The 21,590-nt window shown below is 58.9% G+C and carries 19 protein-coding genes and 1 tRNA gene; 1 reads left to right on the top strand and 19 read right to left on the bottom strand.

The window, feature by feature from the left end; all coding sequences use genetic code 11:
• Positions 1–97: 97 nt before the first annotated feature.
• The 8 genes from BBBR_RS04960 to BBBR_RS04925 all read right to left on the bottom strand — a co-directional run bounded on the left by BBBR_RS04960 (position 98) and on the right by BBBR_RS04925 (position 10,686).
• A complete protein-coding gene (locus BBBR_RS04960; protein ID WP_003829376.1) occupies positions 98–2,686 on the bottom strand; it encodes a DEAD/DEAH box helicase in 2,589 nt (862 codons plus the stop codon).
• 20 nt (positions 2,687–2,706) lie between these two features.
• Positions 2,707–3,024 carry a hypothetical protein gene (locus tag BBBR_RS04955; RefSeq protein ID WP_003829375.1) on the bottom strand — a complete coding sequence of 106 codons (318 nt, stop codon included), beginning with the start codon at positions 3,022–3,024 and terminating at the stop codon, positions 2,707–2,709.
• Between the two features lie 12 nt (positions 3,025–3,036).
• Entirely contained in the window at positions 3,037–4,950 is a 1,914-nt protein-coding gene (locus tag BBBR_RS04950; protein ID WP_003829374.1) for a helix-turn-helix transcriptional regulator, read from the bottom strand.
• 140 nt (positions 4,951–5,090) lie between these two features.
• On the bottom strand, positions 5,091–6,593 hold the full coding sequence (locus BBBR_RS04945; protein ID WP_003829373.1) for a UTP--glucose-1-phosphate uridylyltransferase: 1,503 nt from the start codon (positions 6,591–6,593) through the stop codon (positions 5,091–5,093).
• Positions 6,594–6,690: 97 nt separating this feature from the next.
• A complete protein-coding gene (locus BBBR_RS04940) occupies positions 6,691–7,530 on the bottom strand; it encodes a Cof-type HAD-IIB family hydrolase (protein ID WP_003829372.1) in 840 nt (279 codons plus the stop codon).
• A gap of 62 nt (positions 7,531–7,592) precedes the next feature.
• Positions 7,593–7,666: transfer RNA gene (locus tag BBBR_RS04935), tRNA-Pro, on the bottom strand.
• A gap of 126 nt (positions 7,667–7,792) precedes the next feature.
• On the bottom strand, positions 7,793–9,919 hold the full coding sequence (gene der, locus BBBR_RS04930) for a bifunctional cytidylate kinase/GTPase Der (RefSeq protein WP_003829371.1): 2,127 nt from the start codon (positions 9,917–9,919) through the stop codon (positions 7,793–7,795).
• Positions 9,916–10,686, bottom strand: a complete 771-nt coding sequence (locus BBBR_RS04925; protein WP_014483735.1) for a pseudouridine synthase — start codon at positions 10,684–10,686, stop codon at positions 9,916–9,918. Before BBBR_RS04925 ends, der begins: the two co-directional genes overlap by 4 nt.
• 188 nt (positions 10,687–10,874) lie before the next feature.
• Between BBBR_RS04925 and BBBR_RS04920 the strand changes: the two genes are divergently transcribed.
• Positions 10,875–11,813, top strand: coding sequence for an MIP/aquaporin family protein (locus tag BBBR_RS04920; RefSeq protein ID WP_003829368.1), 939 nt, complete (start codon positions 10,875–10,877; stop codon positions 11,811–11,813).
• Here BBBR_RS04920 and BBBR_RS11105 read toward each other — a convergent pair.
• From BBBR_RS11105 to BBBR_RS04870, 11 genes are all read right to left on the bottom strand, one after another.
• Positions 11,712–12,014 (bottom strand): hypothetical protein, encoded by a 303-nt coding sequence (locus BBBR_RS11105; RefSeq protein WP_033519558.1) that lies wholly within the window; start codon positions 12,012–12,014, stop codon positions 11,712–11,714. The genes BBBR_RS04920 and BBBR_RS11105 overlap by 102 nt on opposite strands.
• Positions 12,015–12,168: 154 nt before the next feature.
• Positions 12,169–13,806, bottom strand: coding sequence for a bifunctional phosphoribosylaminoimidazolecarboxamide formyltransferase/IMP cyclohydrolase (purH, locus tag BBBR_RS04915; protein WP_003829367.1), 1,638 nt, complete (start codon positions 13,804–13,806; stop codon positions 12,169–12,171).
• Entirely contained in the window at positions 13,754–15,139 is a 1,386-nt protein-coding gene (locus BBBR_RS04910; protein WP_003829366.1) for a cell division protein PerM, read from the bottom strand. The genes purH and BBBR_RS04910 overlap by 53 nt, the downstream gene beginning before the upstream one ends.
• Positions 15,140–15,158: 19 nt before the next feature.
• Positions 15,159–16,070: a succinate--CoA ligase subunit alpha gene (sucD, locus tag BBBR_RS04905; protein WP_003829365.1), complete on the bottom strand. Its 912-nt coding sequence runs from the start codon at positions 16,068–16,070 to the stop codon at positions 15,159–15,161.
• Positions 16,070–17,272 carry an ADP-forming succinate--CoA ligase subunit beta gene (sucC, locus tag BBBR_RS04900; RefSeq protein ID WP_003829364.1) on the bottom strand — a complete coding sequence of 401 codons (1,203 nt, stop codon included), beginning with the start codon at positions 17,270–17,272 and terminating at the stop codon, positions 16,070–16,072. The genes sucD and sucC overlap by 1 nt, the downstream gene beginning before the upstream one ends.
• Before the next feature lie 84 nt (positions 17,273–17,356).
• Positions 17,357–17,938 (bottom strand): adenine phosphoribosyltransferase, encoded by a 582-nt coding sequence (locus BBBR_RS04895; RefSeq protein WP_003829363.1) that lies wholly within the window; start codon positions 17,936–17,938, stop codon positions 17,357–17,359.
• A 50-nt stretch (positions 17,939–17,988) separates the two neighbouring features.
• Complete coding sequence (locus BBBR_RS04890; RefSeq protein WP_019728116.1) at positions 17,989–18,435, bottom strand: preprotein translocase subunit YajC; 447 nt, start codon at positions 18,433–18,435, stop codon at positions 17,989–17,991.
• Positions 18,436–18,499: 64 nt separating this feature from the next.
• Positions 18,500–19,564, bottom strand: coding sequence for a Holliday junction branch migration DNA helicase RuvB (gene ruvB, locus BBBR_RS04885; protein ID WP_003829361.1), 1,065 nt, complete (start codon positions 19,562–19,564; stop codon positions 18,500–18,502).
• Positions 19,564–20,190, bottom strand: a complete 627-nt coding sequence (gene ruvA, locus BBBR_RS04880) for a Holliday junction branch migration protein RuvA (RefSeq protein WP_003829360.1) — start codon at positions 20,188–20,190, stop codon at positions 19,564–19,566. Before ruvA ends, ruvB begins: the two co-directional genes overlap by 1 nt.
• Before the next feature lie 43 nt (positions 20,191–20,233).
• Positions 20,234–20,818, bottom strand: coding sequence for a crossover junction endodeoxyribonuclease RuvC (ruvC, locus tag BBBR_RS04875; protein WP_003829359.1), 585 nt, complete (start codon positions 20,816–20,818; stop codon positions 20,234–20,236).
• Between the two features lie 5 nt (positions 20,819–20,823).
• Positions 20,824–21,579, bottom strand: coding sequence for a YebC/PmpR family DNA-binding transcriptional regulator (locus BBBR_RS04870; protein WP_003829358.1), 756 nt, complete (start codon positions 21,577–21,579; stop codon positions 20,824–20,826).
• Positions 21,580–21,590: the final 11 nt, after the last annotated feature.

Genomic DNA, 21,590 nt, shown 5'->3' with positions numbered 1-21,590 from the left:
AAAAATCTTCGACCGTACTAATTTACGCAACAGTTCGGACTTGGCTTCTATTCCGCTGTTCGCTAGTGACTGACCGGTGTAGCCGGCCAAGCAAAGGTTAATCGACGCCGGAATAGGCCACGACTCCGCGGTTCACACGATCAGCCGCTTCATGGGCGATATCCGCCAACCGTTCTCCCCCATCGAACGGCAATGGCTGCGCCACGGCGATTTGCTGCAGTACGTCGGCCAGTCGTTTGGCGGTGCGCACAAAGTCGCCGCCGGTCATGTCCGTGCCGTACAGGCATGCACCCAGCGAACCGCCGTCGGCCCATTCGTACATGATGTCGACGATGCCGAAGTCCGGCTGGTGCATTTCTTCCAGGCTGTGATCCTCGCACAGGATGTTGATATCCGCGCAGATGCCTTGCAGTTTGGACGATGCGATGGCGATAGGGCCGGAAATGCCGCCCGGATAATGCCGTGGTTCGCCGTCCGAGCCACGCCTGGCCTCGTACACCAGCGAGGAAAGTACCGCGGCCAGCCCGTTGGCATCGAGCTTGTCGAAAGTGCCGGCAAGCAGCGCCTCGCAGAGTTCCAGATCATGCTCGCTGTAAATACGGCGCAACAGCAGGCCTTTTTCGGTCAGGGTCACGTCGATACGGCCGTTGCCGTCATCATGCCGCTCCAGATAGCCGAGCTGGGTAAGGATGTCGCAGATACGGTCGAACTGACGTGCCACAGAGCCGGTACGCGAGTCATAACGATACTTCACCCGATTGAGTTCCCGGGTCTCACGGGCCCAGCGGTGCCCCCATTTGAGGTGCTGCTGGAGGTCGGGGCAATTGCGGCATGGATGCGCGTGCTCGGCCTTGCGCAGCTTCTGGATGCGCTTGTCGAGGTCCTGGAAAGCGCGAGATCTGTCCTGATCGGTCAGGAACACCTCGTGCTTGAGTTTGCGGCGGCCATCCTTCTCGATGTCGCTGAGCTCCATACGCAACGTCATGAACTGCTTGAAATCGCCATGATTGCAGGCGAACGCCTGTTCGTATCCGGTCAATGCATTGGTGAGCGTGTTGATCTGCGATTCCAGCTGCCAGGCGGATTCATTGGCTTCCCATTGGGCAAAAGACTGATCCAAGGTGATTCGTGCGGTCCCATAGTCGCTGGAATTAAGCAGATTCACCGCCATATTGAACGTCGGACGGAAGCTGGAATGCAACGGATACACACGCTTGGAAGACAATGCCGCGGCCGTGGCGGGCACGAATCCATGATGGTCGACCACGATGGCATGGCCGATGGTGTCGATGCCGCGTCGGCCGGCACGTCCGGTCAGCTGTGTGAACTCGCCGGGAGTCAAACCCACGTGACCGGTGCCGTCGAACTTCTCCAGCTTCTCAACCACCACGCAGCGTGCCGGCATATTGATGCCCAGCGCCAGCGTTTCCGTGGCGAACACCATTTTGACGAGGCCCTCTTCAAACAGGCGCTCGACAATTTGGCGGAACAGGGCGATCATGCCGGCATGATGTGAGGCGAATCCTTCTTCCAAAGCGAATCGGAACTTGGAGAACTGCAACGCCTTCAGATCCTCTTGGGTGAGCTGACCTTCCATCATCTCGTCCACGATGCGGCGAATCCTGGTCACTTCCTCATCGGTGGTCAGTTCCAGTCCGGCATTGATGCACTGCTCGACCGCCTGATCACAGCCGTTGCGCGAGAAGATGAAGTAGATGCCGGGTAGCATGCCCAGAAAGTTCAGCTCGTCGACCACGGCCCAACGGCGAGGCGTGTGTCGCTCCGGGCGTGGTACGCGATCCTTGTGCCCCTTTCCGCCCTTGCCTTTGAATCCCCTGCGCTTGTCGGGCCGTTCCTCACCACGGCGGCGTGCCGCCTTGCGGTCCAGTTGGTCGAGTCGGTTGATCAACTCGGCGTTGAGCTTCGTGGTCTTGTTGCCGTTGCCGTCCCTGCGATACAGATCCAGCACCTCCGGCTCGGTTTGTTCATCCGCCTGCACAATGACGTGCTGTTCAAGCGGCACCGGGCGATGCTCGCTGATGACCAGCTTGGTCTCGCCGCGCACGGATGCGATCCAGTTGGAGAAATCCTCCACATTGGACACCGTGGCAGACAATCCCACGATTTTCACCGTCTTGGGCAGGTGAATGATGACCTCTTCCCAAACCGGACCGCGGAAGCGGTCGGCAAGGTAATGCACCTCGTCCAGAATCACATACCGCAGTGCGGTGAGCGTGGTGGAATGCTCGTAGAGCATATTGCGCAGTACTTCGGTGGTCATCACCACGATGTCCGCCTCGGAATTGATCGAGGTGTCACCGGTGAGCAGGCCTACCTTATCCGGGCCGTATACGTCTACCAGATCATGGTATTTCTGATTGCTGAGAGCCTTGATAGGAGTGGTATAAAACGCTTTGACGTTGCGTTCCTGAGCCAGATAGATGGCAAAATCGGCTACCACGGTTTTGCCTGCGCCGGTCGGTGCGGCGACCAGCACATTGCTGCCGGCCTCCAATGCGTCGTTGGCTTCGGTCTGGAAATCGTCAAGATCGAACGGCAGTGTAGCGGCAAAACGAGCCGCGACCGATGCTCTGTGTTTATTGGCTTTCTGGAATGATGCGTATCGCTGGGCAGGACTAAGCGTTCGGGAAGAATCGCCTTCCTGATGGTGAGGGTGACGTGCCATGATGCTTTCCGACTAGTCGTCTACTTGTTGAACTGCTTCCACCTGTTCCAAGCCGCGATATGGCGTTCGCGAGTGACGTTCTTGCGCTGTATCACTTCTGCATGGGCGTCGACATAGCGTTCCTGCGCCACATTCAGCGGCTGCGTGAACAGCGGCGGTTCGCTCTCCTCTGTGGAATCGCCGGGCTCCCCCATTTTGGAGACGCGCTCGCCAAGTCTACCGCCAATCTCCGCGATATCCTGCACGGCATGGAATCCATGTAGTCCCGCATATACTAGTCCGGCCGCAATCATGGCCAACATGAACAGAACCAGAATCGGCCATATCCACCAAGGCATGACGTCTGCTCCTTACTTGTTTTCGCTGATGCTGAGCTCTCGCTCGGCACGGGCGATAATCATCGTGCGCAGCGTTTCGGGGGCGACTGCGGTGATGTGGCGCGCATGGGCGATACAGAATGCCACGAACCAGGAATCGGAGGACACAGTCAGATGCACCTTCTCCCCCGCACCGCACTGCTCCACAGTGGCACCGGAAAGGGTCTTGATGAACGGCAACTCACGCTGATCGGTGATGAACACCGCTTCGGTGCCGTTGTCAAAGCTCCACTTGCGCAGCTCGCTGACCGGCATGTTCGGTACGTCAATTTTCTTGGTCGGCTTGACCAGTTCGGCCTTTTCGATGCGTGCTAGACGCAGCACCTGCCAGGTGCGGGGTTTGCCGTTGGCCTTGTCGATGGTCTTGTCTTTGGAGACGTAGGCCTTCTTGTCCTTGGGCGCCGCGGAACCGACATCGGTGTAGACAGCCGCGTAATAGACACCCTCGTCGATGAAAATCTTGGAGGGAGCCACCAGCTTGCGGCGGGTGCGTCCGGTGCCGTCGGTGTATTCCATATCCAGCAGCGAGTCGGTGTTGATAGCGCGCTTGACCACGGAGAAACTGCGCGGTTCAAGCTCATAACCGGTAAGGCTCAGCCACGGGGTCTGGCCGGGGCTCACATGCTGACGCAGACGCTCGTAAAGGTCTTCGGCCTGGGCGCGCTGCTTGTCAGGCAGCAGCGGGGAATGTGCCAGATAGCTCACCGATGCGGTGAGCATGCTCAGGTACTGCGGTGAGATACCGGCAAGACGCTCAAGACCCAGCGAGTTGGTGGCGGACACGATGCCTTCGGCATCCAACAGTGGCCAGTCGATGTCGAAGAACTGGCTGCCGGCCATCTCCCCATCATCGGACACCGTGGTCAGTGTGTTGATGTCCTTATGAATGATGTTGACGAACTTCTTGAGTTCATCGTCGTTCTTCGGCTTGCCGATAAAGCGTTCGGCCAGCTCCCCCATGGAGAACTCTTCGCCAAGATGGGCGGACAGGAACAGCATCAGACGCAGTCGACGGTCGACCTCGCTGCCGGTCTGGAATGCGGAACCGTTTTTCTTGTTCTGGGCCTTGATGGATTCGGGGTCACCCGGTTCGCTGATGTCACGGCTGATTGCGGGAGAGACCACCGAAGCGCTGACCGGGCTTGCGGACTCGTCGGCAAGCGTGAACTGACTGGCTGCGTGCAGACGACGATGATAGGCATCCACGGCTTCCTGCGGGCTGACGATGGTGGCACCTGGGTGTTCGAGTACGAACATGGCCAGATCATCGGAATCGGTGTATGCCACGTTCAGGTGTTCGCCGTCCACATCGATGGTCGCAGCGAATCGACGCGAATCAATGACCTTGACCAAGGTGTCCGGAATATGCTGGGTGCCGAGGCCTGGGGCGATGGAATCGAGACCAAGACCCGGAATCGGGGTCTGAGGCACGCGAGGTGTGGTGCGTGAAGTACGTGCCGCAACCTGAGCCTGATCGGGCTCGGAGGAGATAGACATGGAACGGGCCAGATAGTTGGCGGCGGCCAATACCGGCATATCTTCGGCTTCGAACATCAGACGGATGCGAGGTTCATCGCCCAATTGCAGGCGGTACGAGGCGAAATCCTGACCTTCGGACTTGGAGGAATATTCAGGCTGGCGCGATTCGATGGCAATGCCCATGGCGGCGAGCTTGGCGCGATCGCGTTGGAATTGCTTGGCGAATGCCGCCTTAGCTGCCTGATCGGCCAGCTCCCCATAGGAATCGGCGTAAGCCTTGACTCGCTGTGCGATTTGGCGGGAAGTAAGCCATTGCGGGAATGCGGATGAGAGTACGGCCAGTACATCCAGCTCGTGCTTGCCCCATTTGTCGGAAAAACGACGACGTCCGCTTGTGCCCTCTGCCATTAGTCCTCACGTGTAGTTACTGTTTCGTTATAAGTGTGCATGAGTTTGTCTCATACTCCCTCCATCTTAGAGGCTTTTTCCGCGACTGCACACCATTTCACGAAAATAACGTCGTTTTTCTTCCAAGATGCTTGCTGAAATCAGACCCAATCGTCCGGTTCAATGCCTTGCGGGCCTACGTATGCGCCATTCGGCACGTAGCGCGGCTCGCCCTGATCGTCGAGTTTGGCATCAGCGAACATGGTCACATCACGGCCGAACGTCCAGTCGCCTTGGATGGTTACCGAGTTGGCTGCGGCCAATGATGGCACGGCGTATGGGAAGCGTTCGTCGAAGTCATGGATGTTCTTGTAATAGCGCGGATCAAGTTCCACATTCGGGAAGACGTAGTTGCCGTCTTCCATTTCGTAGTTGTCCGTCAGATGGAAGCGATCGGAACGCATGATGAACAGATCGTTGGTGGTCTTCACCGGAAGAAAGCGCATACGATCCACCTGCACGCAGATGGCACCATTGAACAGGGCGATGGCCGCGCCCATCGCGGTTTCGAGCTGAATGACCTGCTCGGTATCCGGGTTGGTGGGATTAACGGTCTTCTTGTTGCGAATCACCGGCAACGGCAGCACTCCATTGTATTCAGCGAGCTTGGCCTTGAGTGCGTCAATGCGAATCCAGATGGAGTTCGTATTGAAGTACGGGTGCTTCTTGATGTCCTGAGCCGCTGCCTTATCGTCAGGATGCACCTGGCTCATCTCGCGCAGCATCAGTCGACCGGTGGACTTGTCCCGCACGATGTGGCCGCCCTTGCGGTCGGCCTTGGTGCGGGTGGCGACCTCCGCCATGAACGGTGCGCCGGTGTTCTCGAAATGCTGGGCCAGTGTGCGGGAGGGGCGAGCACCGAGATTATCGGAATTGGAGATGAACAGGTACTTAAAGCCATGCTCTTCGAGCACATCGAGCAGACCGGATTCCCAGATGGTGGAGAATAGGTCACCGTGACCCGGCGGGCACCATTCCAAATCCGGGTTTTCCGGGAAGCTGACGGGCTCGCCGGTGGCGGCGACCAGCTTTGGCTCCTGATGCTGGATGATTTCCATCGGGATTTCGTGCTGCGTGAACTTGCGGTTGTGCTTGAGCACCTTCACGGTGTCAGCCGAAGTGCGGAAGGAGTTCATGAAGGTCAGCGGCAGCTCGACGTTCAGACGGGTACGGGCGGTCAGCACCTGACCGATGATGATGTCGATGAAGCGCATTTGCCTGGCCTTGTGGCGGCGCACAGGCAGCAGGGACTTGGCGCATTCCAGACCCATGGAGGTGCCGAGACCGCCGTTAAGCTTGAGGAACGCGGTTTTTGCAAACGCGTCCACGGCCTTGTCGTGATTGATGGTCTCGTAAACATCGCGGAAGCTGGGAACCTGCTCAAGCGGCTCCACATCGTCCTCTCGGATCCAGTTTGATGCCTCTTCGTGCTGCCATACGCTATAGAGATGATGGAATTGATTGATGGCGGTTTCGCTCATGCCTTTCTCGCGCATCTTGGCGGCGGAATGTGAGAAAACCTCTTCGATGTGGGCTTCCGCGGTGTTCTCGGCGGTGGCATCATCGTTTACGCTGAGCTGGGCTTCATTGTTCAGTTCGGTCAATTCAGGTCCCTTTCGTCATATTCCAAGGAACAAGTGTAACCCCGTATGGCTCAGGACAGTACACAAGGTGCGTGTTCACCAGTGAATAATCCATGAATTAGGCGGCTTTCTGGGCTTGCAGAATGGTATCAATCACGGTGACGACGCCCCTATCGTTGTTGCTCGGTGCCAGCCAGTCGGCATGCGCGTGCATGTGCTCTTCGGCATTGGCCACTACGCAGCCGTGACCGGCCGCCTCAAGCATCTGAATATCGTTGTAGGTATCGCCGAGCGCGCAGGAATCCGCGATATCCACGCCTAGGTATTCGCACAGGCGAGCAAGCGCCGAGCCCTTATCCACACCGGGATTCATCATGTCGATCCACATTTTGCCGGCGTTCGTTACCGTGTAACGGTCTGACCACGCATCGCGATAGGTCTCGCGGTAGACCTCTTCGGAATTGTTATCAGGGAAGAATACCGTGTATTTGTTTACATCGCGGTCAAGTTCGGTGAGGTCGTCCATGTAGACGATTTTTTTGTAGAACGTGCGGAAATAGTTGTCGTATCGCTCGTCGCATGAGCGGATATAGCAGGCTTCGATGCCGCAGACGGTTGGGCATCCGCGTCCGTCGGCCAGCGTGTAACGAATCATGTCCTGGTACTGTTCAACGGGAATGAGGCTCTCATAGATGAGCTTGCCGCGGCAGTAGATGGCCGCGCCATTGTCCGACATCAGCGCCATCTGGTTCTGGATTTCCGGGAACATCTCGGCCAATGTGTAGTTCGGACGGCCGCTTGCCGCACAGAACGTAATGCCTGCCGCATCGAGCTTGCGGATGAGAGCATCCATGTGGGGTGGCATGGAGCCGTCGTCAGCCAACAACGTGCAGTCCATATCACTGGCAATGACCCTGATTTGGCCCAGATCCTTGTCCTCGGTGAAATTTGCCAACATCGCGTACTCCTTGTCAGAGAAAAGGAAAAGTCCGGAATCATTAAGATTCCGGACTTAGAAAGTCGGGCCGGCGGGATTTGAACCCGCGACCCCTTGACCCCCAGTCAAGTGCGCTACCAAACTGCGCTACGGCCCGATGGTGCAAAAGCACCGAGTAGATAATTTACCACATGGATACGATTTGGCAAATCATCGTACGTCTTGCGTGTCCTGCGGTGCTGCGCCCATGGGTTAACGGAGACAACACCGCAAGGGATAACCACTACTTGCGCTTCTTCTCTCGAATATTCACCGAGATCTGAATCGGAGTGCCTTCAAAGCCGAACTCCTCGCGCAGCTGACGCTCGATGTAACGGCGGTAACCGTGCTCAAGGAAGCCGGTGGCAAAGATCACGAAGCGCGGCGGGCGCGTGGACGCCTGCGTGGCGAACAGGATGCGCGGCTGCTTGCCGCCACGCAGCGGGTGCGGGTGGGCGGCTTGAATCCTGCCGAGGAACGCGTTGAGCTTGCCGGTGGGAATACGCTGATCCCAGGATTCCAAAGCAGTGTTCATCGCGCGAGCCAGACGGTTGGTGTGCCAACCGGTCTTGGCGGACAAGTTCACACGCTCGGCCCACATCACGCGGTCGAATTCGGTGTTCCACAAACGTTCCAGACGCTGTTTGTCGAACTCATCCATCGCATCCCACTTGTTGAACACGAGCACGATGGCACGGCCAGCGTCCACGGCGGTGGACATGACCTTCAAATCCTGATCGGAGATGGGTTGCGAGGCGTCGAACAGAATCAATGCCAGTTCGGAACGCTCGATGGCGGCCTGCGTGCGCAGGGACGAATAGTATTCCGCGCCGGTGAGCTTGTGCTGGCGACGCTTGATACCAGCGGTGTCGATAAACAGCCAGTCTTCACCGTCGATGTCGACGATCTCATCGACCGGGTCACGCGTGGTGCCGGCCAAATCGTTGACCACGGCACGTTCCGAATGAGCCAGTTGGTTCAGCAGGGAGGACTTGCCCACATTTGGGCGGCCCACTAGAGCCACGCGGCGCAGACCGGACGGCGTGAGATAACCGGAAGCCTTCTCCGCTTCCTTCAGCTTGCCAAGGGCCACGTCCAACAGGTCGCCCACTCCCCTGCCGTGCATGGCAGAAATGGAGTACGGTTCGCCGAGACCGAGCTTCCAGAACTCAGCGGCAAGGTATTCGCTGGCGTTGTCGTCGATTTTGTTGACGGCCAGCACGACCGGCTTGCCCGAGGCGCGCAGCATCTTGACGATACGCTCGTCGGTGGTGGTCATACCGACCTGGCCATCGACCACGAACACCACGGCATCGGCCAAAGTCACGGCGACCTGAGCCTGTGAGGCGATGGCCGATTCGATGCCTTCGACATCGGCTTCCCAGCCGCCAGTATCCACGAGCTTGAAATCGGTTCCGGCCCATTCCGCGTCATAGCTCACACGGTCACGAGTCACGCCGGGGGTGTCCTCCACCACGGCTGCACGGCGGCCAAGAATGCGATTGACCAGAGAGGACTTGCCCACGTTCGGGCGGCCGACAATAGCCAGCACGCCGACCGGCTTGGGGCCGGACTTGCGGGCTCCGTCTTCAAAGCCACGGCCGGAAATCAGCTCCTCGTCGCCTTCATCGAGATCGTAGCCTTCAAGATTGGCGGCATAGCGCTCATATTCCTGATTCTCGATGGCATCTTCGATCAGCTTGATCATCACATCCAGTGTGTGTTCGAAGTCCATGTCCGAGTTGTCGATGGTGGTCACACCGTCGGCGGCGCTCAGGAAGCTGGTGACCTTGGCATCGGCTTTATCTCGTGCGGCAACATCCTCGGCTCCCACGCCCTTGACGGCCTGACCGGTGCGGCGAGCCTGACGGACCTCCTCACGGGCGGTCAGTAGAATACGCACTTCGGCATCAGGAGCCACCACGGTGGTGATGTCACGGCCCTCGGCCACAACACCCAGTCCACCAGAGAAGGAATCGAGCGACGCCTCGCGTGCGATGTACGCGCGCTGCGCCGCAATGAGCACGTTCCTGACCGGAATGACGTTCGACACTTTGGACACGTGCGTGGACACCTCAGTGGAACGAATCGCCTCGGAGATGTCCTCGCCATCGGCGTACACGCGGGGATCGTCAGGATCCACGGAAATATCGAAATGGTCTCCGGTGAAGAACTCCCCCACCGTTTCGGTGATGACACGCTCATCCACGGTCTCGGCATCGAGGTCGATGCCGCTTTTCAGGCACCACCACGCGCAGGCGCGGTACATTGCGCCCGTATCCAGGTATGCATAGTTGAAGTACTTGGCCAGCGCCTTGGACGTGGATGATTTGCCCACGCCGGCGGGGCCGTCGATGGCAACGCGAATCACAGTCCGACCTCCTTGGACAGCGAACGAACCTCGGCCTGAGACAACACGCGGTATGAGCCGGGCTTTAACTCACCAAGCTTGATCGGGCCGATTTGGGTGCGTACCAGACGCTTGACCGGGAAGCCGATGGAACCGAAGATACGACGCACGATACGGTTCTTGCCGGAATGCAGCACCACTTTGACCATGGTGAAGTCACGGGAGGAATCAATGATCGCGCAGTGGTCGAGCTTAATCCATCCATCATCGAGCTGTACACCGGTGGTCACGAGCCTGCGGCACACCGTGCCGGAGATGCGGCCTTCCAGCGTGGCGATATAAGTCTTTTCCACCTCGTACTTGGGGTGCATGACGTGCTGCGACAATTCGCCGTCATTTGTCATGAGAATAAGGCCTTCGGAATCGTAATCCAGACGGCCCATGTGGAAAATGCGTTCATACTTGTCGCCCACAATGTCACGCAGCGTGTAGCGACCTTTCGGGTCATCCATGGCGGAAAGCACCTTACGGGGCTTGTTCAGAGCCAAGGTAACGTGATTTGGGTTGACCCGGACTCGGGAACCATCCACGCGAACCTGCTGCTTATGCGGGTCGACGCGGGTGCCGAGTTCGGTAACAAGTTCGCCATCGACCTCAACACGACCTTCGGTGATCATATCCTCGCACTTGCGGCGGGAACCGAAGCCCGCTTGAGCAAGCAGCTTCTGCAGTCGAATGGCATTGGAATCATCATACGCGCTTCTGGCGCGGGAATATGCGTTTGGCATCGTTCTCCCAACGTGGCCGGACAGTTTGAACGTTACTGTCAATTCTGATGGTGATATTTGATTGGCTGGCCGATTTTCTCAGCCAATTCCAACCTATATATCATACCGCAGCGGCGGACTACTGCTAGACTTGCAAACGTTTGTGCGGTTCGCCGCCTTTCGTATATCGATGAAAAGGATATTGAATCATGGAAGAAACCAAGCAACAGCCGCTGGGCCTGCGCGTGTGCGCTGAACTGGCCGGAAGTTTCCTGCTGTGCTTTGCTATTTATGCGTTCTCCACCTGGGGCTCCGCCGTGTACGGCGTCAACGTGGTATTCATGGCTGTGGCCACTGGCCTGGCCTACGCGGTAGTCACCGCCATCTTCTCCCGCATTTCCGGCGGACAGTTCAACCCGGCCGTGACTGTGGCCGCCGTACTGGCTTCCAAGACCAAGCTGGTTGACGGCATCCTGTATGTGATTGCCCAGGTCATCGGCGCCATCGCCGCAGGCTTTGCCGTGGTCAAGCTGCTGCCGACTTCCGAGCAGGTGACTTCGACCGTCTGGCTCTCCCCCGCTGTCAACGGATTCGAGAAGGGCTCCGTGTCTTACTCGCTGCTCACCCAGTATGGCATCACGTTCTCCATCACCTTGGCGATTGTCGTCGAAGTCGTTGCCTCGCTGATTGTGGTGGCTGCCGCCATGTCCACCATGGGCAAGAACGGTGAAGGCTCCGATCGTTATACAGCCACGATGGGCATTGCCTACGCCATTGCCGTGGCCATCAGCTACCCGGTGACCGGCGCCGGTCTGAATCCGGCCCGTTCCACCGGTATCGCCGTGGCCGCCGTGAATGAGGGTCTGACGCAGAACCCGCTGCAGCAGCTGTGGGTGTTCTGGATCGCTCCGGTGCTGGCTGCTGCGGTTGTGGCTTTGGTGATGATCATCGTGCAGATGGCCACCACCGCCAAGCCCAAGGCTGAGCCGACTGACGAGGGCGACATGGCTGATCTCGAAGCTGCCGATGAGCAGGCTGCAGAGGACTCAGCCGAAGATGGCGTTGCCGAGCAGGCCGTAGAAGCTGAAGTACGTGATCAGCAGGCCGATGCCGAGAGCAATGCCGATGAAGGAATCGAACGCGACTGAGCGTACTTTCCAGGGGCTCTTCTCTCGCAATGTCAAGCGAATGAGCCCGGTAATGATGGCCGTCACAGCAACGATTACTGTGGCGGCCATTGTGTATCCGAAAGCGGCAACCACCGTGGCGACAACGACGACGCCAAGCACAATCCACTCAAACCAGGGCTTACCCTCGTGATCTTCGGAAACATATGGATGATTGCGCATTGCGGTGGCTTTCTTATATGTGTTGGTTCTCTTAATACTATGGCTCCCGCTAACGGGAGCTGCCAGCGGGAGCTGACTGGGGATGGTTCACGGTGGACTACCCCCAGTCTCGTTTCACGAGACAGCTCCCGCCAGCGGGAGCCAGAAGTACCGATCAGTGGAAGAAATGGCGGGTACCGGTGAGGTACATGGTCACGCCGGCCTGCTCGGCCGCTTCGATGACCTCCTCATCGCGGATGGAACCGCCGGGCTGCACGATGGCCTTGACACCCGCATCGATAAGCACCTGAGCGCCATCGGCGAACGGGAAGAACGCGTCGGAAGCGGCAACCGCACCGGTGGCGCGATCGGCGCCATCAGCCAGTGTGTTGGCGCGGTCGACGGCCAGATGGCAGGAATCCACACGGTTGACCTGGCCCATGCCGATGCCGACCGTGGCCTGATCGTGGGCCAGCAGAATGGCGTTGGACTTCACGCAGCGAATCGCACGCCATGCGAACACAAGATCCTTGAGCGTGGCATCATCGGCGGCTTCACCGGCCACAAGCTTCCACGCATCCGGATCATCGCCAACGGCGTTGATTAAATCGGTGTCCTGCACGAGCAGACCGCCGTCAATCTGACGGATGGCCTCGTGGCCCTTCGGCGGCTCGGCCACCTTGAGGATGCGCAGGTTCTTCTTCTTGGTCTGCAGTAGTTCAAGAGCAGCCGGCTCATAGTCGGGGGCGACGATGACTTCGGTGAAGATCGGGCGCACGCTCTCGGCCATTTCAAGGGTGACCGTGGAGTTGCAGGCGATCACGCCGCCGTAGGCGCTCATCGGGTCGCAGGCGTGGGCCTTCTTGTGGGCTTCGGCAGCAGTGGCACCGATGGCCAGACCACACGGGTTGTTGTGCTTGACCACAGCCACGGCGATGGAGGGAGCCATATCCCACACGGTACGCCATGCGGCGTCGGCATCCACATAATTGTTGTAGCTCATCGGCTTGCCGCCAAGCTGCTCGGCGTGGGCGAAACCGGTCTGGTTGAGCGGGTCCACGTACAGAGCGGCCTGCTGGTGGGAGTTCTCGCCGTAGCGCAGGGTGTGCGCACGATCCCACGTGCGGGTGAACTGGGTCGGGAACTTGGCTGAATCGACCTCGGTGCCCTGATCGTCCTTGTCCACTTCGACGGCGTCCAGGGAAGCCGGCTTCGGCCAGTGCTTGGCGGTCCACTCATTGATGGTGGCGTCATAGGCGGCGGTGTGGGCGAAGGCCTTGGCTGCAAGCCACTTGCGCTCATCCAGGGAGAAACCGGTGCCATCGGCCACACGGGCAGCGACCAGCGCATAGTCGGCCGGATCGGTGACGATGGCCACGGTGGCGTGATTCTTGGCGGCGCCTCGCACCATGGACGGGCCACCAATGTCGATCTTCTCGATGGTGTCGGCCTCATTGGCTCCGGAGCGCACGGTATCGGCGAACGGATACAGGTTGACAACCACCAGATCGAACGGCTTGATGCCGAACTCCTCGAGCTGCTTGGCATGCTCAGGGTTGGTCATATCGGCCAGAATGCCGGCGTGAATGTATGGGTGCAGCGTCTTGACGCGGCCATCGAGGCATTCGGGGAATCCAGTGACATCAGACACTTCAGTGACATGAACTCCCAGTTCGGCCAGCTTCTTGGCGGTCGAACCGGTGGACACAACCTCGGTGCCTGCCTTCACGAACGCGTCGGCGAGAACTTCGATGCCTTCCTTATGAAAGACGGAAACCAGTGCTCGACGTATCGGCCGGTTCGTGTTTGTCATCCTGTTCCTCCTTGGATTCTTGTGATTGTTGCACGTTGACATCAGACTGTGTCTGACGGGGATCGACGGTTCGATGGGACGTGGTGCGAGAAGCCTTGACTCTCTCGATTATCCAGCCTATCGAAAAAACAAGCGTTGTGCCAACTACTGCGATGAGCCAGGCCACGGCAAGTCCCCATGCCATAGGATGGCCTACGGCACGCGTGGAGGCCATGACATCCACACCGACATGGGCGAGCCTATGCTGGCCCAATGATCCGTTGGAAATGGCGAACAGCAGCGTTGCGATCAGTGAGGTAAGCATGGCGCTCAAGCAGAACGAGCCAGCGGCATAAATGAGGGATGCCAATACGGAGCCGCGCTTGGAAGCATCTCGTATATTCAGTGGACGGCAGGCGAATCCCTGCGGCAGGATAATCATCAATAGGCCGGCAATACAGGCGATGCCCAGCGGAATTTCCAGCATTACTGTGCGCCATAGATTATCGGCAATGGGCTCAGGGAGTATGCCGAAGGCCGGTACTGCGGGCAGACCGTTGGACTGCCCCATCCAGAGTGTGAAGTTGGCGAGTTCGCCAATGGAGAATCCTGCTCCGAACAACCAAGAGATCGCCCATAGCATGAGATTCGGCAGCCAAATCAGCATGGCAAGCGTGGTGAGGATGCGCGATCCGTTTTCCATGCCGGACAATTCGAATACGGATACCACTGCGGCATGATTGCGTACGGTCCATGTGATGACGGTAATCAGACCGATGAGCAGGTTGATAGCGAGTATGGCGAATGCCAGAATAACGCCTGATTTCAGGCATCTGACCACTTGCTCGGAAACCTGCTCGCGCATCCATGCGATTGCCGCTTTGACCCTACTGGACTGTGGCAGAGCGGCTCCAAGATACGCCACAGTGAATGTCGCGGCGCTCTTGAGCAATATCATCCATTGCTCGTCGACCAGACTCAGACTTACCTGCACCGATGAAGCGAATACCGCATTGATGGCCAGCCATACCACCAATCCCACAACATAGGAATGCACAGCGAATGCTTTGAATCGTGCTATGCAAGTGGCAATAAGCCATATGAGCAGCACGGTGAGCAGCAACGGTGTGATGGTGAGCGTGAAGGAGTCGGCGCTGAACCCCGATCCCTCGCTGAGCAGCACGATGGCCTGCGTCAGGTTAGTGGTGCCAGCGGTAAGATTGTCGCCCCCCTCCTCCATGGAGATGACGAGCAACATCAGTGCGATGTAACAGCCCAAGGCGATGGCATAGATGGTCATGGATACGAGGGCGGCTGCCGCACCTCGTACCCATTGGCGAATCCTGTCTTTCATCACGATGGGTTGTGGCCGATCAGTTGATGGAAGCCTTGGCAAGTACGTCACGCATAATCTGGGCAGCCTGGCCCGGGGTCTTACCCACGGGAATGCCGGCCGCTTCGAGCGCGTTCTTCTTGTCCTGAGCGGTGCCCTTGCCGCCGGAGACGATGGCGCCGGCATGGCCCATCTGCTTGCCTTCGGGGGCGGTGAAACCGGCGATGTAGGCCACAACCGGCTTGGTCATATGTTCCTTGGCCCAAGCAGCGGCATCCTGTTCGGCAAAACCGCCGATTTCGCCGATCATCATTACGGCCTTGGTGTCAGGGTCGGCTTCGAAAGCCTGCAGCGCTTCGAGCAGTGTAGTGCCGACGATGGGATCGCCACCGGCTCCGAGGCATGCGGTGAAGCCGATATCGGACAGTTCGCCCATCAGCTGGTAGGTCAGGGTGCCGGACTTGGAAACCAGTCCGAGCGGGCCGCGGCCAACGATGTCATCAGGAATAATGCCCAGATTGACGCCCGGATTGCCGAGCGTGATCAGACCGGGGCAGTTCGGGCCGATAATACGCACGCCCTTGCGCAGGGCGAGCTCAACAAAGTAGGCGGAATCCGCTACCGGAATGCCTTCGGTGATGATCACGATAAGCTCGATGCCGGCCTCGATCGCTTCGACGACGGCGGACTTGGCGAACTTCGGCGGCACGAACACCACGCTGGCTTTGGCGCCAGTGGCTTCACGGGCCTCGTCGCAGGTGGCGAACACAGGCACATCCACGTCGGTGCCGTTCTTGGCGGCCGGGAACGTGACGGACGTGCCTGCCTTGCGCGGATTCACACCGCCGACGATGTTGGTGCCGGCCTTGAGCATACGTGCGGTGTGGGTCATGCCCTGATGACCGGTCATACCCTGAACGATAACGGGGGTACTATCTTCAACGAACAGCATCAGCGAATCTCCTTGGACTGGGTCGACTCAGCGGCGAGTTCAGCGGCCTTCTGCGCCGCACCCTCCATGGTCTCGGACACGTGAATATTCGGATTATTGGCTTCGGCCAGAATGTGCAGGCCTTCGGCTGCGGCATTGCCGTCGAATCGGACGACGATGGGCTTGGAGCCGCCGAGCTTGGCGACCGCTTCGAGAATGCCGTTGGCCACTTCCACGCAGGAGGTGATGCCGCCGTACACGTTGATGAACACGGACTCGACCTGCGGGTCGGACAGCACGATTTCCAAGCTTTCGGCCATCACAGTCGCGGATGCGCCGCCGCCGATGTCCAGGAAGTTGGCAGGCTTGATGCCGCTCCTCTGCTCTTCGCCCGCGCCGGATACGGCATCCAGGGAGCTCATGACCAGGCCAGCACCGTTGCCGATTACGCCGACTTCGCCGTGCAGATGCACGTAATGCAGCCCATGCTCACGGGCGCGCTGCTCGAACGGGTCGGGAACGATCGGATCAACGAAACGGGCCCAACCGTCGTGGCGGAATGCCGCGTTGTCATCCAAGGAAATCTTGGCATCGAGCGCGCTCAGCTGCTTGGTGGATTCGTCATCCGGGTCACCGATTTTTGCGAGCGGATTGATTTCTACCAGTGTCGCGTCGTTGTCTTTGAAGCACTGCCACATCTTGAGCAGGATCTGCGCCGCCTGATCGACATCAGCATGGTAGAAACCAATGCTCGCTGCCATCTTGGTCGCAGCCTCGAGATCGAAGTCGTCGAGCGCATCGATGTGCAGACGCTTGACCGCCTCGGGATGTTCTTTGGCGATTTCCTCGACTTCGGTGCCGCCGTTGGCGGTCGCCAGCACGTCGAAGTCTCGGGAGGTGCGATCCACGGAGATGGACACATAGTATTCGTGCAGGATGTTCTTGGCTTCGGCCACCAGCACGCCGGATACTTTATGGCCGTGGATGGTCATCGGCAGGATGGATTCGGATTCCAGGATGGCCTCATCGCGGTTATGCGCGATCTTGACGCCGCCGGCCTGGCCTCGGTGACCGATTTTTACCTGCGCCTTGATAACACACGGGTAGCCGATCTTATCCGCAGCCTCGGCGACTTCATGGGAGTTCTGAGCAAAGATGGCACCCGGGGTGGGGATGTCCTGCTCCTCAAGCAGCTGACGTGCCTGGTATTCGTAAAGATCCATGGATCCTTCCCTGACTAGATAATGAATCGGCCTGATGCGCGAATGCATCCATGCCGAATCCCGAAAAACTAACTATGCGAATTCTTAGGCCGGCATGGAGATCAACGAGCTACTTGGTGTCGAACCAAGCTTGCTCAGGCCGTCAAGACCCTCCAAACGCATCACGAAACTGAAGCCCACAACAGTACCGCCGGCCTTTTCGATAAGGTCGGTAGCCGCTTTGGCCGTGCCACCAGTGGCGATGAGATCATCCACAATCAATACGCGTTCGCCCTTGGAAACGGCAATGGTCTCGATTTCAACGCTTGCCGTGCCATATTCGAGGTCGTAGGATTCGCCAATGGTTTCGGGCGGCAGCTTGCCTGCTTTACGCACGGCGATGAATCCTTTGCCCAGATGAGCGGCCATGGCCGGGCCAAACAGGAATCCGCGGGATTCGAGGCCTGCGATGGAATCGAACTCGCTGGGTGGAACCGGCAGGGCCTGCTCAAGCGCATTGAGCAGAATCCTCAGCCCTTTGGCGTCGGCGAGCACCGGCATGAAATCACGGAAAATGATGCCTTCCTTGGGAAAGCCCGGCACGGAACGCACTAGAGACACCAGATATTCGGCGTCCTCCTTGCCTACCTTGTCCAATGCATCGATGGTGATATCAGACTGTGCCATGCGTGCTCGCCTCGTATTTCTCGTACTTATGGGGTACCGAATCGAACAGTTTACTTCGTCTCGGTCTCGTTGCCGCCGTCCGTCTCAGCATCCGTGGCCTCAGAGGACTCGATGGAAGCCTCAATCGGAACCTGGCTGGCATCGTCATTCGCGGGGGTCTCGGCGTCCTCGTCGGTCAGTGGGTTGCCGTTCTCGTCAACCTCGTCGTCAGACACGTAGGCAGGACGCACATACTCGCGGGCGATGGCATTGAAACCGAAGCGAAGCCTGGAGCCTTCGGAGTCGATGACGATCTCCTCGTACTGTTCATCGACTTCGACGACCTTGCCAATCACCTGTCCGATGGTGATGACTTCAGTACCGGGCTGCAGGTTACGACGAAAATCCTGCTTCTCCTGCTGGGCCTGCTTGGATTTCTTGGACTGCCACCACATCATGCCGCCGAAGACGACGATCATGACGACAAGCATGATGTAGGAAGATGACGAACCATCCATGGGCAAACTCCTTCAAAACGAACGGTTATGGCTATGAACCGTCAGGTGTGCAAACACGAAAAGTCTAGAAGAGCTTGCTGACATCATCCTTGGGCGTAATGCCCAGATGCTGCCATGCCTTCTCGGTGGCCACGCGGCCTTTAGGCGTGCGCACCATGAATCCCTCGCGCACCAGATACGGCTCACAGACGGTTTCCACGGTTTCCGATTCCTCGCCCACCATGGCCGCGAGGTTGTTCAAGCCGACGGGACCACCGTTGAAATTGCGAACAATGGCGTTCAGCACGGCGATATCCAGCCGGTCAAGGCCTTCGGAATCAATCTGGTACAGCGCCAAGGCCTCTTTGACATCAGCTGGGTGCACGACGATAAGGTCATGCACAATGGCCCAATCCCTCACGCGGCGCAGCAGACGGTTGGCGATACGCGGCGTGCCGCGGGAACGCAATGCGAGTTCATGGGCGGAACCCTCATCAAGGTTGACCCCCAGCACGCTTGCCGAGCGTTCGATAAGCTTCTCCAACTCCTCATGCGGATAGAAGTCAAGATGTGCGGTGAAGCCGAAGCGCGCACGCAACGGGCTGGGCAACATACCTTCGCGGGTGGTGGCGCCAATGACGGTGAAGCGAGGCAGAGTCAGTGGAATCGAGCTGGCGCCCGGTCCTTTGCCCACCATCACATCCACGCGAAAATCCTCCATCGCGATATACAGCAGCTCTTCGGCTGCGCGCGGCAGACGGTGGATCTCATCGATGAACAGCACTTCGCCGGTATCCAGCGAACTCAAGATCGAAGCCAGGTCGCCGGCGTGCTGCACAGCAGGGCCGGAGGTCACGCGAATCGGGACTTCAAGTTCATTGGCCACAATCATGGCCAATGTGGTCTTACCGAGGCCTGGAGGGCCGGCAAGCAGTATGTGATCCGGCGGCACGTCACGTTTGCGGGCTGCGTCGAGAAACAGCTGGAGCTGGGCCTTGAGCCGGGGCTGCCCGATGAACCCCTCAAGCACATGCGGGCGGAGCTCTTCATCACTGACCGGCTCGTTGCCTATCGGTTGTGAAGACACCATGCGCAATGATTCTTCATTGGCTCCAGTGTTGGATGTGCCGTAGTTCATGTCCTTGCTCATCAGCGGCCCCTATCCATCAGTGCGAGTGCTAGGCGCAGCACGCGCGGCACATCGTCGGTGTCAAGCGGTGTCGGTATGTCGTTGTCCTCGCAGGCTTCAGCCACGGCCTGCTGGGCGTCCTGCTGACGCCAGCCCAGCGAAATCAGACCTTCAATGACCTGCTCCATGCTGGTGTCCACCTGCGCCTGAACCTTGGCGCCTGACGGTGAAGCTCCCTCGATCTGGCTCAGGTCAATGGAGCCCTTGAGTTCGAGGATGATTTTCTGGGCACCCTTTTTGCCCAATCCCGGTGCCTTGGCCAGCGCGGCGGCATCGTTGTCGGCGATGGCCCGGGCAAGCTGGCCAGCCGTCAGTGTGGAGAGCAGCGACTGCGCGACCTTTGGTCCGATGCCGGATACTTTGATGAGCTGCAGGAACGTTTTCTTGGAGGCCTGATCAAGGAAGCCATGTAACGTGACGGCATCCTGAGAAAGATTCATATACGTGTAGACGCGCGCCTCCGTTCCGGTGTGCAGACGGCTGAGGTCGGTGGCGGACATACGTACCTCGTATCCCACTCCCCCAACATCGATCAATGCGGTGTCGGCTTCAACCGATTCGACCCGCCCGGTCAGCATGCCGATCATACAGACGCTCCTTTAAGGATTCGAACAACTGTTCGAAAGTATACTACATGCCTCGGTCGTGGTTCATGCGGCGGCGCGCGGAGTTCTGCGCGGCCTCGGCCCATTGGCGTTGCGCGGCGGTCAGATGCTGCTCGCGCTCGCCGCCCTGCAGAGCTCCAGCTGGGCGCAGTGCGTGGCAGATAGCCAAGGCTAGGGCGTCGGCGGCATCGGCGGGCGTAGGCATCTTGGTCAGATTGAGAATGCGCGTCACCATGCGTTCGACCTGTATCTTCTGAGCTTGGCCATTGCCGGTGATGGCCAGCTTTGCTTCGGTCGGGGTATGCAGCGCCACGGGAATATTGCGTTGCGCGGCTGCGAGCATGGCAAGACCGGCGGCCTGTGCGGTGCCGAGCACAGTGTTGCGATTCGACTGGGCGAACACACGTTCGATGGACACGGCATCGGGTGCAAAGCGATCCATCTTCTCGGACAGGCCGTTATAGATGGCCAAAAGACGCAGATCCTGGGTGATGTCCGGCGAGGACCGCACCACGTCCACGTGAATAAACGAAAGCCGGCGGTGCTCGCCGGCTTCGATCACGCCGACCCCGCAGCGTGTAAGCCCGGGGTCGACGCCAAGGATAATCACGAGGATTACTCCTCGTCGAGCTGGGCCATCACCTCGTCGGAGGCGGTCCAGTTGGAGTAGATGTTCTGCACATCGTCGAGGTCGTCGAGGTTGTCGATGAGCTTGGACACCTTGCGTGCATCCTCGAGGCTCAGCTCGACCTCGTTCTTTGGCTGCATGACCTGGTCGGCGGAATCGTAGTCGAAACCGGCGTCCTGCAGAGCCTTGCGCACGGTGAACAGATCGGACGGGCCGGTGATGACGGTGTAGACCTCATCGTCATCGGTGACGTCCTCGGCGCCAGCCTCGGCTGCGGTCTCGAACAGCTTGTCGAAGTCCACGCCTTCGGACGGAACCACGATCTGGCCCTTGCGCTCAAAGTTGAAGGACACGGAGCCGGAGGTGGCCAGGGAGCCGTTGCCCTTGGTCAGGGTGGAACGCACTTCGGCGGCCGCACGGTTGCGGTTGTCGGTCAGGCACTCGATGATGAGGCCCACGCCAGCGGGAGCGTAGCCCTCGTAGACGATGTCCTCGTAGTTGGCGGCACCGTCTTCGTCACCGGCACCACGCTTGACGGCGCGGGCGATGTTGTCGGCCGGCATGGAGGCCTTCTTGGCCTTGTAGATGGCGTCGTACAGGGACGGGTTGCCGTCTGGGTCGCCACCGCCGAGGCGGGCGGCGATTTCGATGTTCTTGATGAGCTTGGCGAAGAGCTTGCCGCGCTTGGCGTCGATGGCGGCCTTCTTGTGCTTGGTGGTCGCCCACTTGGAATGACCTGACATAATGCTCCTAG

This window comes from Bifidobacterium breve DSM 20213 = JCM 1192 (assembly GCF_001025175.1).
GTDB classification, from domain to species: Bacteria; Actinomycetota; Actinomycetes; order Actinomycetales; family Bifidobacteriaceae; genus Bifidobacterium; species Bifidobacterium breve.
The sequence above is the reverse complement of the archived record's forward strand: the minus strand, read 5'-3'. Positions and strand labels throughout refer to the sequence as shown.